This window comes from Planococcus maritimus (assembly GCF_001687625.2).
Classification (GTDB): Bacteria; Bacillota; Bacilli; order Bacillales_A; family Planococcaceae; genus Planococcus; species Planococcus maritimus.
Map to the genome: position 1 here is coordinate 3,118,379 of NZ_CP016538.2, position 16,449 is coordinate 3,134,827.

Sequence of the window (16,449 nt, forward strand, 5' to 3'; positions counted from 1 at the left end):
GTTAGGATGCCTGCCTTTAAGCTATGAAAATCCCTGTGATTGCCCCGTAAAGCAGCGCCAAAGTAATGACCAATGCCGGATGAAGCTTCCATTTTTCGAGCATCAAATAGCTTGCCACCATCAGGATTGCCGTTTGGATGCCGCCGAGCGACGCTTCTGAAGTGACAATGAAGTCGAGCGTCATGACGCCGATTAAGACAGCGATGACGGGCTTGACGACTTTTGAAATGTTCTTCACTTCACGTGAATCTTTGTATTTAAAGAGAATCGCCATCAGCGCAATCATCAAGATCAACGAAGGGGCAACTGCACCGAACAAGCCAACTGCTGCGCCGAGCACGCCGCCTTCAGCATAGCCGATATAGCCCGCCATTTTCGTCGCAATGGGACCTGGAAGCGAGTTGCCAAGTGCCAGCACTTCGCTGAACTCCTGGGTATCCATCCAACCGTAGCGGCCGACCACTTCCTTTTCGACTAATGGAATCGAAGCTGGCCCCCCGCCGTAGCCGAGAATCCCAGGAATGAAAAATGCCAGGAAAATTTGCCAGTAGATCATGTTTTCTTCACCGTCCTTTTAATGAAAGGCACGAGGACCATTAGAATCAGACCGGCGATAAGAAAGGCCGGGTGAATGCCAAGCACTTCAAGTAAAACGACGGAGACAAGAATCAATAGGATGGCCCTACTCCAGCCGAGCGCCTTTTCAGATTGGCGGACGAAATTCCAGGTCAAGACACCGAGCATGACGGCAACGACCGGAACGACCGCGCTCGACATATTGGCGACCCATGGCACGTCTTTGTAGTTTTGCAGGATGCCGAGCAGGAGAATCATTAAAACAACAGTCGGGACGATAGAGGCAACAAGCGCGATCAAGCACCCGCGAAGCCCCGCTACTCGGTAGCCGATATAGCCGGCGAGTTTTGTCGCAATCGGCCCGGGCATCGTGTTCGATAAGGCGATCGTGTCACCATATTCCTCGTCCGTCAACCAGCCGTAGCGATCCACGACATCACGCTGCATGATCGGAATGACTGCCGGGCCGCCGCCAAAGCCGAGCATGCCGGCGCGGAAAAAGGCCATGGCGAGATCGGTCGATTTGACGCCTTGTTCTGTTACCAAACAGCAATCGCTCCGTCCGTACGGGATTCCGTGCCGCCTGCAAGCACGCCGGTTTCTGGATTGCGCCAAATAATCTGACCGCGACCAAAGCTGCCCGGGTCCGCCATCACTTCCACTTGATGCCCTCTGCGTTGCAATTCCTGCGCTAAATAGTTCGGGAACTCCGCTTCGACGGTCACTTTTTTGCCGCCCATCCATTGCCAGCGCGGCATATCGAGCGCCGCTTGCGGATTCAGTAGGTAATCGAGCGTATTCACGACCACTTGAAAATGGCCTTGCGGCTGCATATAGCCTCCCATAACGCCAAACGGCCCGACCGCTTCGCCCGCTTTTGTCAAAAACCCTGGAATGATTGTATGGAAAGTTCGCTTGCCTGGCTTCAAGGCATTTGGGTGGCTATCATCAAGCGAGAAATCCGCTCCGCGGTTCTGCAACCCGATGCCCGTTCCTGGAATGACGATGCCGGAGCCAAAGCCCATGTAATTGCTTTGGATATAGGAAATCATATTGCCTTCCTCGTCGGCCGCTGCTAAGTAAACCGTGCCGCCTTTTGGCAGTTCGTACGCGACGGGGTCGACCGCTTCTGTGCCGATTTCTTTTGCGCGGCTCGCTGCATAGTCATCCGATAATAAATGTTCAGCCGTCACTGGCATATCCGTTTGTTCGGTGATGAAGGCCTGGCCATCCGTATAAGCCAGTTTCATCGATTCGATTTGCTGGTGCAGCGTGTTGCCATGTTGCCAGACGGGAGTGTCTAGTTGCTTGAAAATATTGAGCGCCATTTGCGCGACCATGCCTTGGCCGTTTGGCGGGATTTCCCACACCTCATGCCCTTTATAGCTCGTCGAAATGGGCTTAACCCATTCAGCCTTGTACGCGGCTAAATCTTGTTTTTTCAAGAAACCGCCGTGTTCAGTCATGAAGCTGTCGATTTTCTCTGCCAGCTCGCCTTCGTAAAAAGCTTTGGCATCGGTTTCGCCAATTTTTCGCAGCGTGTCGGCGTGGCCTGGAGACTTCCACATTTCACCAATTTCCGGCACACGGCCATCTGGCGCAAAAGTTTCAAACCATGCTTCGAATTCTTTAGCAGTGAAATTCTTGTTGAAGATGTCGTAAGCTTTTTTCCAATACTTGCCGAGAATCGGTGTCAACGGATAGCCTTCTTCCGCATAGCGAATGGCCGGTTCCAAAGTTTCCGCTAAGCTGAGCTTGCCGAAACGTTTCGACAACTCTGCCCAAGCAGCGGGAACACCTGGAACCGTAATTGGGACTAAGCCATGCGTCGGCATCTTGTCATGGCCTTTTGCTTTAACGGCTTCGATCGTCAGTTCCTGAGGCGAAGGACCGGATGCATTCAATCCGTGCAGTTCGCCTTTTACCCAGACGAGCGCGAACGCATCGCCGCCGATGCCATTTGAGGTCGGTTCTACAACGGTTAAGGTCGCTGCTGTCGCGATTGCGGCATCGATGGCGTTGCCGCCTTTTTTCAAAATTTCAAGACCTGTTTGCGCGGCAAGCGGCTGTGAGGTTGCCACCATGCCTTTCTTACCGAAGACCGTATGGCGTTTCCCCGGGAAAGGGTGATTTGAATAATCCAATGTGATTCCTCCTATTATGTATTGCTCAAGCGATTAAACTCTCGAGCAAGGTGAACTTTTTATATTATTCAAATTTTACGGGAGCCACTCAAATAAGTAAAATTAAATATATTTAATAGTATAATGAGGAAAACTCAACGAGGTGAACATATGGACCACAAATTGGAGATTTTTGTTACTACTGCTGAACAAAAAAGCTTTACCCGTGCAGCCGAATTGCTTCACATGACTCCTTCGGCTATTTCTTTGAGCATCAAGGCGCTGGAAAACAAACTGGGCGTCCGACTGTTCGAGCGCAGTAATAAGTACGTTCAATTGACGGAAGCTGGCCAGGTAATGTATGCCCAGTCTAAAGAGATTCTCTTGAAATACGATCAATTAAAGCTGGCACTGACGGAACTCGACCCATCGACAGCGATGCCCTTGTCCATTGGAGCAGCCTATACATTCGGCGAATACTTTTTGCCTGGCATCATTTACGCGTTTAGCAAGCGCCATCCGAACATTACACCGAGTATCACCATCCACAATTCCAAGACCATTATCGAGCAAATCCATAAGCAAGAACTCGACATCGGCTTTATCGTTGAAGGGGAAGCGAGCGGCAACGATGTTAAAACAGATTTGTTTGCAGAAGAAGAGATGGTCATCATTGCACGCGCCAATCACCCGATTATTCACCATTCTCAAGTCGACCGCCGTTTGCTCGAAGCCGAAACTTGGATCATCCGAGAACCCGGTTCCGGCACGCGCGACGTCACCGACAAGCTATTCGCCCAGCTCGGCATTGCCCCGAAGAAAGTCATGAGCTTCGGCAGTTCTCAAACGATCAAGGAATCAGTCGCACTTGGCCTTGGCATCTCGTATCTCTCGGAATCCACCGTCAAAATCGAAACGAAAACCGGATCGATTGGTGCCATCACACTGGCCGACTTCCCGAATAAAAGCCGCTTCCATTACATTACCCATCGCGCAAGCTTCCATACACCGGCGGCTCAGCTTTTCTTGGATTTTCTCAATTCCTATGTCCTTGATGAAAAAGTTTCAGTGCATACGAAAAAACGCCTAGCGGAACTTTGAAGAATCATTTCGACTCTCTTTCATCTGCGCTCGTCTTGTTCCTCTCAATCCGGATGAACCAGACGCCACATCAAATCCAAGCTCCAAGCGAATAAGTAGTTTTTTTACATCCGTAAAAGCCCAAGGAAAGGAGTTCCTTTTCTTGGGCTTTTATCGTTTTCTTCTATAGTAGACCATCCTATTTACTGAAAGAACGGGTTGCCTTGCTGGCCGATCCATAAATCGCTTTGCTCGATTTGCCTCGCCAGCTGAAGCAAGCGATGCTCTTCGCCTTTTTGCGCCATCACTTGCACGCCAAGCGGCAAATTCGCCTGTGTTACATGAAGCGGCAAAGACATTGCCGGCTGTCCGGTCAAGTTCGCCAACTGCGTAAACGGCGTATAGCTGAGGCTCGGTAAAAACATCGCGTAAATCAGTTCTTGCTGATCCGTCGCATCACGTGCCATATCGAGCGCTTGCAATAGCCGAGTGCGGGATTCCGGGGAATGGCTCAATTCGCCGATTTCCGGTGCCGCATGGGCCGTTGCAGGTGTAATGTAAAAATCGAAATGCTCGTGAAGTGCGGCCATTTTCGCGGCGGCCGCATCCCACGCAGCGAGGCTCGCGGAATAATCCGCTGCAGACACTCTGCGACCAGCCGATGCCAGTAGCCAAGATTCGATTTCCATATCGTCTTCTGTCAAACGCCGACCCAGTGATTGCTCCAGGTTTTTCTTAAGCAGCGCCATTTCCCCGCTGTTCATCAAATAATACTCGCGCATCAATTGGACGCCGTCGATGTCGGGAGTTTTTTCTTCGATTCGGTGCCCTTGTCCTTCTAACCAGCGCACTGTTTTCAACACCGCTGTTTTCGCCTCTTCCGACACCAAGGTGCCGACAGGCGATTCCAAAGAGAACGCAATGTTTAAGGGCTTATCAAAATCCCGGTCCAGCTGTTCGGTGTATTTCCCTGGAAATAACGGCGTTTGAAATGCCGCTTCCGGCTGAACGATCTGTAAGGCATCGAGTAGCCCAGCACTGTCCCGTACCGTCCGGCTCAGCGCAAAATCAATTGAGGCCCCTTGCCATTGGCGCCCAGCTCCTGGCCCGACAGGCGTTCTGCCGCGTGTTGGCTTGAGTCCAAACAGGCCGGTGAACGATGCGGGAATCCGGATCGAGCCGCCCCCGTCACTGGCACCGGCGACGGGCACGATGCCGGATGCGACAGCTGCCGCTGCTCCGCCGCTTGAGCCGCCTGGTGAATGGTCGGTATTCCACGGATTGTGCGTAGGTCCGAACAATTCCGGTTCTGAAATGTTCTTCAAGCCAAATTCCGGCGTGTTTGTGTGACCGACTGGAATGAGCCCAGCCGCTTTCAAACGCGTAACGAAATGAGAATCGCGCTCCGGGCGGAAGTCGGCAAGTACTTTCGAGCCGGCACTTAGGCGCTCTCCTGCTAAGGCTTGTGAAATGTTTTTCAGCGCAATTGGTACGCCGCCAAAAACTCCATTTGCTCCATGTTCTGCCTCTCGAAGCGCCGACTCGTGCCGCTCCGCGGTAAAGGCGTGCAGCTTCGGTTCGACTTCATCTAAACGCCGGAAACTCAGCTCCACCAACTCTCTTGGGCTGGCCTCTCCTTTTCTCACTAATTCCGCAAGCGCTGTCGCATCGAGCGATACATATGTTTTCATGTCCATTCCCTTTGCCCCCGTTTCGATTCTGTCAGTTCAATTGTTCATCATGCTCAAGTGTAGCATTTCCCGCTCGCCGCAAATAGCGAATGCTTCGCGCGCCCTTACAGAGCTTTCGGACCAAGTGCTTTCATTCCTTATCTAAAATATAACGAAAATGGACACATTTACAGCAAGATTTCCATCAAAACCGTTGACTTCTCTACATAGCTAGCTATACTATTGAATGAGAATCATTTTCATTTATATAAGATTCATAGACCATTTTAAAGGAGAGACATCCATGAAGAAATTACTTTCATTCCTATTGGTGCTCGGCACACTTCTCGTCCTTGCGGCTTGCGGCAGCTCGAACACTGAAGAATCAGAAACATCCGGTGACGAAGCATCGGGCAACGAAGTAAACCTATATACGGCACGTCACTATGATGTAGACGATGAACTTTATAAGAAATTCGAAGAAGAAACCGGCATTAAGGTCAACTTGATCAAAGGCGAAGCCGACGAACTGCTTGAGCGCATCAAACGCGAAGGCGATGCGACGCAAGCCGATTTGTTTTTGACAGCTGATGCAGGGCGTTTGCACCGCGCGAAAGAAGACGGCATTTTGCAGTCTGTTTCTAGCGACGTGCTAGATGAGCAAGTCCCAGCTAATTTCCAGGATGAAGATCAAATGTGGTATGGCCTGACAAAACGTGCACGTGTCATCATGTACGATAAAGAAAAAGTCGATCCATCTGAATTGTCCACCTATGAAGCTTTGGCAGAAGACGAGTGGGCTGGACGTGTCTTGATCCGCAGCTCTGAAAACATCTACAACCAATCTTTGTTCGCTTCTCTCATTGAATTGAATGGTGAAGAAGAAGCAAAAGAATGGGCAGCCGGCATGGTCGATAACTTTGCACGCGATCCAGAAGGCGGCGACCGTGACCAAGCGAAAGCCATCGCAGCAGGTGTTGGCGATGTAGCCATCATGAACACCTACTACTACGGCCAGATGTTGAATTCTGAAGACCCTGAAGAAGTAAAAGTCGCTGAAAGCCTTGGCGTATTCTTCCCGAACCAAGACACAACAGGCACGCATGTTAACGTTAGCGGCGCTGGTGTGGTAAAATCATCTAAGAATCAAGAAAATGCGATCCAATTGCTGGAGTTTCTCTCCGCACCGGAAGCACAAGAAACATTCGCTTCGGCTAACTACGAATACCCAGTAAACGAATCAGTAGAACCAACTGAGTTGCTGCAATCTTGGGGTGATTTCAAAGAGCAAGACATCTCGATGTCGGCACTTGGCGAAAACAACGCCAAAGCGATTCTATTGTTTAACGAAGTCGGCTGGAAATAAACTTACACTGTCCCCCTTGCCGCTTGATATTTGTGGCAAGGGATTTCTTGCGAGTTGGAAAGAGGTGCCTGGATTTTGCAACGCAGATTGGCCAATTTCAATATTTGGACTGTAGGCGCAGTCATCATCATCCTGATGCTGTTCCTACCGAACTTGACCATTGTCACCGGGCTTTTTACGCCGTCAAATGACAATTGGGAACATATGAAAGAGTTCGTATTGCAGCAGTTTGTCATCAATTCGCTGATCCTGACGCTCGCGACAGCGACGGCTACGATCTTGATCGGGCTGAGCCTTGCTTGGCTGATTGCACAATACGATTTTCCGTTCCGGCGCTTTTTGAAATGGGCGTTGATCCTCCCTCTTTCCATCCCGCCATTTATCGGTGCTTATACGTACCACGGCATTCTGAACTTCACCGGGCCTATCCAGACCACTTTGCGTGAGGGCTTCGGAATGAATCTCGACCCGGCGTATTTCGATATCATGAATTTGCCTGGGGCAATCTTCATCTATACGATGTTTTTGTATCCCTATGTGTACACCATCACGCAAGTGTATCTATCCGAACAATCAGCCTCTTTGATCGAAAGTACGCGGCTACTCGGCAAAGGCCCTTGGCGCACGTTTTTCCAAGTGGTGCTGCCGATTTCACGAATTTCCATTATTGCCGGTGCAAGCTTGGTCGTCTTGGAAGTGTTGAATGATTACGGTGTCGTGAAATATTACGGCATCCAAACTTTCACCACCGCCATCTTCCAAAGCTGGTTCGGCCTTGGGGATTTGGATACGTCAATCAAACTGGCCGCCTCACTCATGGGCTTTGTCATTATCATTCTGCTCATTGAGAAACTGCTTCGCGGCAGGCGCCAGTACAGTTATTTCTCGACAAAAGTGCGTCCGCTCCAACTGATCTCACTTAGCGGTTGGAAAGGCTTCGCAGCAGCAGGCTACGGCATACTGATCTTGAGTCTTGGCTTTTTCATCCCAGTCATTCAGCTGGTTGACTGGACTATTTTAACTTTCGGGACGATCCCGATGGAAGAATTCATGCGTTATGTGCAGAACTCAGTATTAGTTGCGGGACTCAGCGCAACTTTAATCGTCATCTTTGCGCTCATCGTCGGGAATTTCGCCCGCATGGTGCAAGGTAAGTACACGAAACTCTTGCCGAAACTGACCGTGCTCGGCTATTCGATTCCCGGTGCGGTCATTGCGGTTGCAGTCGTCACGGCTTTTGTGGCACTCGATGGTTACCTCGCTCCGCTGTATTTGGCGATCGGCCTTGAGACGACGCTGGTCCTCAGTGTCAGCATTGTTTTGCTGCTGTCAGCTTATATCATCCGGTTCTTTGCTATCGGTTATAATTCGATCGAGACCGGCTACGACAAGATCGGCACGAATTTCCGGGATGCTTCCCGCTTGCTCGGCGCCGGCCCGACAAAGACTTTTTTCAAAGTTGACGTGCCGATGATGAAAGGCGCGATTATTAGCGGATTTATCCTCGTGTTCATCGATGTGCTCAAGGAGATTCCCTTGACATTGATCTTGAGACCGTTTAATTTTGATACATTGTCTACAAAAGCTTTCCAATACGCAAGTGATGAAAAAATTATGGAAGCGTCCCAAGCTTCCCTTCTGATAGTCGGCATTAGCGCCTTGGCCATTGTGATTTTCTATAAGATACTCGAGAAGGAGATGGATTGATATGTTTGTCGCCATTGAAGATGTGAGTTTTTCCTATCCGAATACACAGGCCCCTGCACTGGACCGGTTCACGCTAGAGATCAAAAAAGGTGAGGTTATTTCGATCCTTGGACGCAGCGGCAGCGGAAAAAGCACGATTTTGCGCTTGCTGGCAGGACTCGAACGCCCGAAAAATGGACGTTTGGTCATCCAGGACGAAACTTTATTCGACGATAAGACGTTTTTGCAGCCTGAAAAACGGGGCATCGGCATGGTTTTCCAAGACTATGCTTTGTTCCCTCATATGACAGTTGGAGCAAATATCATGTTCGGCTTGTCCAGCATGAAAAAAGCCGACAAGAAAAAACGCATGCGCGAAATGCTCGAACTCGTCGAATTAGAGGAATACGAAAAACGGTATCCTCACCAATTGAGCGGCGGCCAGCAACAGCGTGTGGCAATTGCCCGCGCGATTGCACCGAACCCTCATTTGATCCTGCTAGACGAACCGTTCAGTAATTTGGACGCCGAGCTGCAAGGAAAAATCCGCAAAGATCTTCGGGAAATTTTAAAAAAGGCGAACATCACATCCATCTTCGTGACACACGATGAAAAAGACGCACATATCCTCGCCGACCGCATAGTAAAATTAAAAGACGGCAAAATGGATTTTGTCGGGCGTCCGTGCGATATGCTCGATACGTTCCGCCAAGAAGCCATTGCCGAATCCGAAGAAGTATTGAAATCCAAACCTGTCGTTCAGGTGTAACACAGAAAAGCCGGCTCTTCCATAATGGAAGGGCCGGCTTTTTCAATTGCTGTTTTTATACAAGGTAATCATCAAGCTCCACTTTGATCCACCCGCGGACACTGTTGATGAACCAGATGGCGTCGAACGTGTCGAGCTCGTCTTTTTTCAGCACTTTCGATTCAATACGCCCCTCTTCAATGAGCTGCTCACGGTAAGTTCCGGCGAGCAGGCCGCTAGAGACAGGCGGCGTGTAAAAACGGCCGTCTTTTTCTGCGACCACGTTGCCGATGGTGAACTCGGTCAATTCTTCACGGTCGTTCCATAACAGTACGGAAAAAGCGTTAGGCGCTTGCTGCTGGTGCTGCTCGTATATGCCGCGGTTGGTCGTTTTATGATAAAGAAACGCATTTCGGTTGTCGATAGGCGAGTTGGCGAGTGCACAGCGAACCGGCTGCTCAATCGGCGCTGCTGGCTGTGCAGACAATTCGAGTTGGCCGCTTCGTTCGAGCGTCAAACGGATTTTGTAAAGTCCGACTGAATGCTGCGCCGCAATCCCTTCCAATTGTTTCGCCACAGTCTCTTCATCTAATGCAAAGCGGAAGTAGGCCGCGCTTTTTTTCAGCCGCTCAAGATGACGCGCGACCAGCGGATAGTTTCCAGCTTCTAGCTTGAGCGATTCGAGCAAGGCGAATTCCGGGCGCTGATCGGTCAGCACGCGGGCTTTCGTCAATAGCTCTCCGTACTCACCTTCAGATGTCGAATCCCAGGTGATGCCGCCGCCCACCCCGTAGCGTGCAGCCGATTGGTCCTGGTCGATGACGACGGTACGGATCGGTACATTAAAGACGGCGTTTTTTTCAGGAGTAATATAACCAATAGCACCACAATAAACTTCGCGCGGCGTCTGTTCAAGCCCCGCGATATAGCGCATCGTGCTGACTTTTGGCGCGCCGGTAATCGACCCGCACGGGAATAATGCCTCGAACCAATCGAATACGGTCAGCCCCTCCGGCAACTCCCCCTCTACGGTCGATGTCAGTTGATGAACAGTCGGGTATTTCTCCGCTTCAAACAGCCTCGGCACTTGTACAGTTCCTGGCTTGGCGAGGCGACTCATGTCATTTCGTAGCAAGTCGACAATCATCAAGTTCTCAGCGCGTTCTTTTTCTGATTCAAGCAACACATCCAAAATCGACTCGTCTTCCCAACTCGTTCTGCCGCGCGGTGCTGTGCCTTTCATCGGCTTCGTACGGATACGCGAACCGTCGATGCGAAAGAACAATTCCGGAGAAGCCGACAAAATCTGGTGACGCCCGATATCCAAGTAAGCGCTATAATCCGCTTGCTGGTTGCGCGCAAGCTGCTCGTAGAATGCTTTCGTATCGCCTTTGAACCCGGCGGTGAGACGTTCTGTATAATTCACTTGGTACGTGTCGCCTTCTTCAATGGCCTGGCGGATTTTCTGGATGCCCTCCTTGTACTCAGGGATCGAGCCTTCGAGCGTCCAGTCTGATACTTCGTAGGCGGCTTCACTTGAAGCTTTAGGTACTTGTGTGTCCTTGTAGATGCCAAACCAGACAAGCGGCATTTCGGCTCCTTCGTGCACAGCCATCTCTGGATGAAAAGCAGGGGCTGCTTCGTAGGAAACGTAACCCGCTGCGTAATAGCCTTGCGACGTGTAATGGTCAACTTGTTCAAAAACGGCCGCCACGTCCCCGAGCGAATGCGCTTCGAGTACCGTGTGAGGCTCGGAGAAAGCGAGCGTTTCCGGCATTCCGTCGTCTTTCGTAAAATCAAACTGCAGATAAGGGGCCATCAGGCGTGCCTCCTTTCTTTTCACGATTCCATAATTGGGCGTTTTGGTAAGCGGTCGCGAGCATTTGAAACCCATCCTTTGTCAAAATCGATTCGGGATGAAATTGGATCCCTTCAACCGGCCATTCTTTGTGGTGTACACCCATGATGCTGCCATCTTCTGCTGTGGCCGTCACTTTTAACGTATCTGGCAGCGTAGCGCTGTCTGCAACGAGCGAATGATAGCGCACGACCGGAGTTGGTGACACGAGCCCTGCAAAAACTCCCTGTCCGTTATGTGCCACTTCCGATACTTTGCCGTGAACAGGCTGCGTGCCTTTTTGGACCTTACCGCCGTAAAACTCGACGATGCTCTGGTGGCCCAGGCACACACCAAGGATCGGCACTTTGCCGCTGAGCTGTTCGAGTACTTGCGTTCCGACACCCGGCTGCAAAGGCTTGCCTGGGCCCGGTGACAGCACAATCAGTTCCGGCGATAAAGCTTCGATGTCTTGGAGCACAGCGCGGTCATTCTGAATGACTTCCACGCGCGCGCCGAGTCGTTCGAAATAATGGACCAGATTATATGTAAATGAATCATAATGATCGATGATGACAATCACGGGAAAAACTCCTCTTCAAATGAAATGTTGCGTATGTTCATTATAAAGGGAGCTGGAGGATTAAGCATCGATTATCTAACAGGACAAAATCAGGCGATTCGGACACGTCCTGAGATTTATTTGTCTTTCCTACACGGACTGCTATTTCATAGTTTCAACAAACACAACCCGGATTGCCAGGCATCCGGGTTTTGTCTAGTTAATCGATCTGGTGTAAGGCAGCGGCAAGCCGTGCGGCAAAATTCTCTGGTGGTTCTTCTGTTGTCAATCGCAGGCAGACAATATTGGGATTCGAGTCGATGCGTTGTCCGAACTCTGTCGGCAAGGCGATCGGATGATTTTGCAAGGCTTCTGTAAATAGCGCCACTTCTTCAGGAAGCAGGTAAATGTCTGCTTCGTTCACGGCAGAGCCATCGGATTTCAGGTTTCGAAACGAAATATCGTGTTCGAGTGTGCAATCAAAACGTTTGTCATGCAATTGGATGGTTACGGTCCGGCTTTTCTTGATTAGGCATTCCATATCCGTCGTGTCCGTTTCCGCCTCCAGCAAGTTCCCGACCTGCTGTGCAAGGTCCATGATGGTATGTTTGATTTTCATGTTGTTCCCCTCTCTTAAAGCAAATTTCACAAAAAAGAAAACGCCGAAAAAAACCCAAGAAAGGGCTTTTTTCGGCGTTGGTTCCAGCGCTATAGTCTGTTCCATTTCACCAAATTCAGATGGTTTATTTAAATACAGCTAATATCGTTGCGTTGCCCGACCGGAAATACTATGGCTTTCCGTTCGTAATCGTATCAGATAGATGAAGTCTTTGGGCCACTCACAGCTTATCCAGACTTAATAACCGTCCTTTTCATCATCTTCGTCTTCAGAATCGCCTTGTTCTTCACCAGGCATGACATCTGTTTCCTGCTCCATTTCCGGTTCGTCTTCCTCACCGCCGCACGCAGCAAGCATTCCCGCAGATAGCATTGCCGCCGCTCCGACTTTCAGCCATTTCTGTTGGGCCATGGACCTTCCTCCTTCGTTTCAATTCCTTACTAGCTCTATACCCATTTGCCGGAAGGAGAAACTAAAAGAGCAATTAGGGTTTAGCCGCCACCAGATTTTCCACATGCTGGCTGTATTTCCGCCACACACTATTCATAAACGCGTCGCAGCGCAGACGATCTTCCGCGGAAGGCATCTGCTCCACTTTAAGTGTGGCAGCCAGTTGGGTTTTTGCATGAAGCATATCACGAAACAAATCTACCGCTCCGCAATACGTCGCAAAGCAGCGGTCTCCTGTTCCGAAAACACCTGTAACGAGATCTCCTGATTGCTGCTCGATTGCTTCGAACAAGCGATGCAGCTGTCTCGGAATTTCCCCGTTCATCCAAGTATACGTGCCGACTACAACTATATCATAACGTAATAGTTCTTTAAGATCGAATTCTTTCACAGGAAAAACCTCGGGCTGTAAGCCTTGGCTCACCGATGCGTCCACGATCATTTCAGTGAGGCGTTCCGTGTGCCCTGTCGCGGATGCATAAACAATTGCAATCTTTGGCTTAGAGTTCGTCAAAGCCATTCGACTCCGAAACTTTCGTATAGGCGCGCGATTTCTGTTCAAAGAAATCGGATTTCGTGCTATTCATCATGTCGTCACCGAAAACGCGGATCCACGGCATCGGATTGTCGCGTGTTTCATAAAGATTGCCGAGGCCGATTTGGCGCAGCCGTTTATTAGCTAAATACTCGACGTATTCGTTGAACTCATCCAAATCCAGGCCATCGATCTCCCCGAGGATATGCTGGGCCCATTCCTTTTCAAGTTCGACGGCATGCGCCACTTCCTCTCGAATCCAATTGTTCATGTCATCTGTCGCAAGTTCCGGGTTTTCCGCGATCAAGATGCGGATAAACTGGGACACGAAATAGGCGTGCTGCATTTCGTCGCGCTGGATATAGCTGATCATCGTGCTGGTCTTCAGCATTTTTTGTTGGCGCGCGAGATGGTAGAAAAACGCAAAACCGGCATAGAAATAAATGCCTTCCAAATTAATCGAATTGACCGCAAGCTTCAATAAGTTTTCCAAATCAGGCTCGGTGCGGAACGCTTCGTACGCAGACAAGATGCGTGCGTTGCGCTTTCTAACGAGCGGGTCGTTCTTTGCTTCATCAAAACGGCGATTTTGTTCATCGAGCGGCACGAGCGAGCTGAGAACGTAGGAATACGACTCGGTGTGGACCGCTTCCTGCTGAGCGATGACCGCAAAAATCGACTTGAAGCTGGAATCGCTGACGTAATCCATGACTTGAGTCATCGTCGGCGTCTGCAGGCTGTCGAGTGACGCCAGCTGCGTATTGATGCGCAAGAAGACGTCTTTCTCAGTATCTGTTAGCGAATCCCAGTTTTTGATGTCATCCTGCATATTGATTTCCTGCGCTTTCCAGAAGTTTGCGAGTAGCGCTTGATACAAGTCATACATATGCGGATGGGCAATATCATTCCAATTGAGCAAACCGGAGCTCGCCCCGCCAACAATGGCGGTCGAACGGTTTGGTGCTTCCGGGTCCATCAATGGCTGTTTCGTTAAAGTTTCCATACTTCTCATCCTTTCCTTAGCTTTCACATGCCTCGCATGCTTCGATTTCTTCTTGCGACGTGCTGCGCACATAATAGCTCGTCTTTAAGCCACATTTCCACGCTTCGAGATGCAATTCCAGCAATTCTTTGGCACGTATCGTGTGCGGCACATACAAATTAAAGCTGATCGACTGGTCGATATGGCGCTGTCTCGCCGCGTTTTGGCGGATGCTCCACTTTTGGTCCAATACGTGGCGCGCGCGGCGGTAATAATCATATGTCCGGTGGTTGAGATCCGGTGCCGTCACGTTAAAACGGAAATTCTTTTTCTCTTCGGCGTATTCGACGGCATACAAGGGATCGATGCCGTCTGTCGAACCGCCGATTTTGGCAGTCGATGAGTTCGGTGCAACGGCCATCATCCAGCCATTGCGGACGCCGGATGTTGCGACTTTACGGCGTAGTGCATCCCAACGCTCTCCGGTATAATTGCGGCGTTCGAAATACTCGCCCGTATGCCATTCAGAACCTGTGAATTCACTGAAGGCACCTTTTTCTTCCGCCAACCCTGCGGATGCGCGGATAGCGTGCCAGGCGATTTCTTCGTATAAAGTATCGGCATAGTCAACCGCTTCTTCCGTTTCCCAATGGATGCCACGAAGCGCCAGCAAGTGGTGCCAACCGAATGTACCTAATCCAACAGCGCGATATTTGCCGTTTGTCACTTCTGCCTGGCCGACAGAAATGGTATTCAAATCGATGACGTTATCGAGCATGCGCAATTGAATCGGGATGAGACGCGACAAGACGTCTGCTTGTACCGCTCTTGGCAAGTTGATCGATGATAAATTGCAGACGACGAAATCGCCCGGTTTTTTCACAGTGACGAGATTCCCTTCCTCGTCTTTGTATTCTTTGATGATTTCAGTCGGCGACATGTTTTGTGCGATTTCACTGCATAGATTGCTGCAATAGATGGATGTTTTGCCGATGCCGCGCAAGTGCTTGTTCGGGTTGCCACGGTTCACTTCGTCGCGGTAGAACATATACGGCGTACCGGTCTCTAGCTGCGACACCATAATGCGCGCCATGATATCCATCGCACGGAACGATTTTCTGGCCAATAAAGGATGGTTGACCGCCTCTTCGTATTTTTCCGTGAAGTATTTGCGGTCGGTTTCGTCATAGAAATCTTCTAGGCCGAGCAAATTGCCCTGCTCGTCTTTCCAACCCATCACTTGCTTGACTTCATGCGGGCAGAACGTATGCCATTCGCCGATGCTGCGGCCGTTTTCATCCGTTTCCTGCAATTTTTGCATAAACAAATCCGGAATCGACACGCCGGTGAAAATATCGTGTGCTTTGCGGCGCTCATCGCCATTGTTCGTTTTCAAATCCAAGAAGCCATTCATAATGTCTTTATGGAAGACGTCCAAATAGACCGCCACTGCACCTTGGCGCTGGCCTAGCTGGTCGACGCTGACGGCTGTGTCGTTAAGTAGACGGATCCACGGGATAACGCCGGATGAATTGCCTTTGAATTTACGAATGTCGGAACCAAGTGCACGCACTTTTCCGTAATAAACACCGAGGCCACCGCCGTCTTTGCTGAGGCGTGCGACGTCCCAGTTATTCTGGTAGATGCCATCAAGCGAATCCGCTACGGTATCAATAAAGCATGAAGACATTTGACCGAAGCTCTTGCCCGCATTCGATAAGGTCGGCGTCGCCACTGTCATATACAAATTGCTCATCGCCCAATACGCTTCCTTGACGAGTTCGAGACGGCGTACTTTCGGTTCTTTTTGCATCAAAGTCATCGCGATGATGAGAAAGCGTTCCTGCGGCAATTCCCAAACGCGTCCGTCATAATCTTTTGCCAAATAACGGTCTGCTAGTAAAAACAATCCGATGTAATTGAACAATTCATCACGCTCTGGCGCAATTTCTCGTCCCAATAGGCGGATTTCGTCATCGGAATAAGTTTCGAGCAAGTCTTTCGAATAAATACCGAGTCGGCTCAGTCCTTCGATCAATCCATAAAAATCGTCGTATTTGTTCGCTGCGCTATAGCCGCGTGTTTGTGCCGCTTGTTCGTATAATTTCTCCAAATACAATCCTGCTGCTTCGAAAGTCCAATGCGGTTCGTCCATCGATACCCGGTCTAATGCATCTTGAATTTTTTTATCTCGTTCTACTGCTCCTAAAGTCAT

General features: G+C 50.0%; 15 protein-coding genes. 4 read left to right on the forward strand and 11 right to left on the reverse strand.

From position 1 onward, the window contains the following. Positions 1-16: 16 nt before the first annotated feature. From BBI11_RS15435 to BBI11_RS15445, 3 genes are read right to left on the reverse strand one after another with little or no spacing between them, the layout of a single operon-like run. Positions 17-556, reverse strand: coding sequence for a chromate transporter (locus BBI11_RS15435; protein ID WP_068459223.1), 540 nt, complete (start codon positions 554-556; stop codon positions 17-19). Further along, positions 553-1,083: a chromate transporter gene (locus BBI11_RS15440; protein WP_068465460.1), complete on the reverse strand. Its 531-nt coding sequence runs from the start codon at positions 1,081-1,083 to the stop codon at positions 553-555. The genes BBI11_RS15435 and BBI11_RS15440 overlap by 4 nt, the downstream gene beginning before the upstream one ends. A 32-nt stretch (positions 1,084-1,115) precedes the next feature. Then, positions 1,116-2,720: a gamma-glutamyltransferase family protein gene (locus BBI11_RS15445; RefSeq protein ID WP_068459224.1), complete on the reverse strand. Its 1,605-nt coding sequence runs from the start codon at positions 2,718-2,720 to the stop codon at positions 1,116-1,118. A 150-nt stretch (positions 2,721-2,870) separates the two neighbouring features. Between BBI11_RS15445 and BBI11_RS15450 the strand changes: the two genes are divergently transcribed. Then, complete coding sequence (locus BBI11_RS15450; RefSeq protein WP_068459226.1) at positions 2,871-3,800, forward strand: LysR family transcriptional regulator; 930 nt, start codon at positions 2,871-2,873, stop codon at positions 3,798-3,800. 182 nt (positions 3,801-3,982) lie between these two features. Here BBI11_RS15450 and BBI11_RS15455 read toward each other — a convergent pair whose 3' ends face one another. Beyond that, positions 3,983-5,476, reverse strand: coding sequence for an amidase (locus tag BBI11_RS15455; protein WP_068459228.1), 1,494 nt, complete (start codon positions 5,474-5,476; stop codon positions 3,983-3,985). Between the two features lie 277 nt (positions 5,477-5,753). Between BBI11_RS15455 and BBI11_RS15460 the strand changes: the two genes are divergently transcribed. The 3 genes from BBI11_RS15460 (at position 5,754) to BBI11_RS15470 (ending at position 9,270) form a co-directional block, all read left to right on the forward strand. Continuing rightward, a complete protein-coding gene (locus BBI11_RS15460) occupies positions 5,754-6,815 on the forward strand; it encodes a Fe(3+) ABC transporter substrate-binding protein (RefSeq protein WP_068459230.1) in 1,062 nt (353 codons plus the stop codon). 75 nt (positions 6,816-6,890) lie between these two features. Beyond that, positions 6,891-8,522 carry an ABC transporter permease gene (locus tag BBI11_RS15465; protein WP_068459232.1) on the forward strand — a complete coding sequence of 544 codons (1,632 nt, stop codon included), beginning with the start codon at positions 6,891-6,893 and terminating at the stop codon, positions 8,520-8,522. Between the two features lies 1 nt (position 8,523). Next, positions 8,524-9,270 carry an ABC transporter ATP-binding protein gene (locus tag BBI11_RS15470; protein WP_068459233.1) on the forward strand — a complete coding sequence of 249 codons (747 nt, stop codon included), beginning with the start codon at positions 8,524-8,526 and terminating at the stop codon, positions 9,268-9,270. A gap of 55 nt (positions 9,271-9,325) precedes the next feature. Here BBI11_RS15470 and pabB read toward each other — a convergent pair whose 3' ends face one another. The 7 genes from pabB to BBI11_RS15500 all read right to left on the reverse strand — a co-directional run bounded on the left by pabB (position 9,326) and on the right by BBI11_RS15500 (position 16,449). Then, a complete protein-coding gene (pabB, locus tag BBI11_RS15475; protein WP_068459236.1) occupies positions 9,326-11,068 on the reverse strand; it encodes an aminodeoxychorismate synthase component I in 1,743 nt (580 codons plus the stop codon). Next, positions 11,046-11,669 carry an anthranilate synthase component II gene (locus BBI11_RS15480; RefSeq protein ID WP_068459238.1) on the reverse strand — a complete coding sequence of 208 codons (624 nt, stop codon included), beginning with the start codon at positions 11,667-11,669 and terminating at the stop codon, positions 11,046-11,048. Before BBI11_RS15480 ends, pabB begins: the two co-directional genes overlap by 23 nt. A gap of 199 nt (positions 11,670-11,868) precedes the next feature. Then, complete coding sequence (locus BBI11_RS15485) at positions 11,869-12,267, reverse strand: DUF1259 domain-containing protein (protein ID WP_068465462.1); 399 nt, start codon at positions 12,265-12,267, stop codon at positions 11,869-11,871. A 237-nt stretch (positions 12,268-12,504) separates the two neighbouring features. Then, on the reverse strand, positions 12,505-12,678 hold the full coding sequence (locus BBI11_RS16415) for a hypothetical protein (RefSeq protein WP_156889092.1): 174 nt from the start codon (positions 12,676-12,678) through the stop codon (positions 12,505-12,507). Between the two features lie 73 nt (positions 12,679-12,751). Then, on the reverse strand, positions 12,752-13,237 hold the full coding sequence (locus BBI11_RS15490) for a flavodoxin domain-containing protein (protein ID WP_068459240.1): 486 nt from the start codon (positions 13,235-13,237) through the stop codon (positions 12,752-12,754). Further along, on the reverse strand, positions 13,218-14,264 hold the full coding sequence (locus BBI11_RS15495) for a ribonucleotide-diphosphate reductase subunit beta (protein ID WP_068459241.1): 1,047 nt from the start codon (positions 14,262-14,264) through the stop codon (positions 13,218-13,220). Before BBI11_RS15495 ends, BBI11_RS15490 begins: the two co-directional genes overlap by 20 nt. 7 nt (positions 14,265-14,271) lie before the next feature. Then, positions 14,272-16,449 (reverse strand): ribonucleoside-diphosphate reductase subunit alpha, encoded by a 2,178-nt coding sequence (locus BBI11_RS15500; RefSeq protein WP_068459243.1) that lies wholly within the window; start codon positions 16,447-16,449, stop codon positions 14,272-14,274.

What these genes read in the sequence shown, in the direction of transcription:
- BBI11_RS15500 (WP_068459243.1), bottom strand. Translation starts at nt 16,449, where the DNA reads ATGACTTTAGGAGCAGTAGAACGAGATAAAAAAATTCAAGATGCATTA.
- BBI11_RS15455 (WP_068459228.1), bottom strand. Translation starts at nt 5,476, where the DNA reads ATGGACATGAAAACATATGTATCGCTCGATGCGACAGCGCTTGCGGAA.
- BBI11_RS15490 (WP_068459240.1), bottom strand. Translation starts at nt 13,237, where the DNA reads ATGGCTTTGACGAACTCTAAGCCAAAGATTGCAATTGTTTATGCATCC.
- BBI11_RS15440 (WP_068465460.1), bottom strand. Translation starts at nt 1,083, where the DNA reads ATGGCCTTTTTCCGCGCCGGCATGCTCGGCTTTGGCGGCGGCCCGGCA.
- pabB (WP_068459236.1), bottom strand. Translation starts at nt 11,068, where the DNA reads ATGGCCCCTTATCTGCAGTTTGATTTTACGAAAGACGACGGAATGCCG.
- BBI11_RS15460 (WP_068459230.1), top strand. Translation starts at nt 5,754, where the DNA reads ATGAAGAAATTACTTTCATTCCTATTGGTGCTCGGCACACTTCTCGTC.
- BBI11_RS16415 (WP_156889092.1), bottom strand. Translation starts at nt 12,678, where the DNA reads ATGGCCCAACAGAAATGGCTGAAAGTCGGAGCGGCGGCAATGCTATCT.
- BBI11_RS15470 (WP_068459233.1), top strand. Translation starts at nt 8,524, where the DNA reads ATGTTTGTCGCCATTGAAGATGTGAGTTTTTCCTATCCGAATACACAG.
- BBI11_RS15435 (WP_068459223.1), bottom strand. Translation starts at nt 556, where the DNA reads ATGATCTACTGGCAAATTTTCCTGGCATTTTTCATTCCTGGGATTCTC.
- BBI11_RS15495 (WP_068459241.1), bottom strand. Translation starts at nt 14,264, where the DNA reads ATGAGAAGTATGGAAACTTTAACGAAACAGCCATTGATGGACCCGGAA.
- BBI11_RS15485 (WP_068465462.1), bottom strand. Translation starts at nt 12,267, where the DNA reads ATGAAAATCAAACATACCATCATGGACCTTGCACAGCAGGTCGGGAAC.
- BBI11_RS15450 (WP_068459226.1), top strand. Translation starts at nt 2,871, where the DNA reads ATGGACCACAAATTGGAGATTTTTGTTACTACTGCTGAACAAAAAAGC.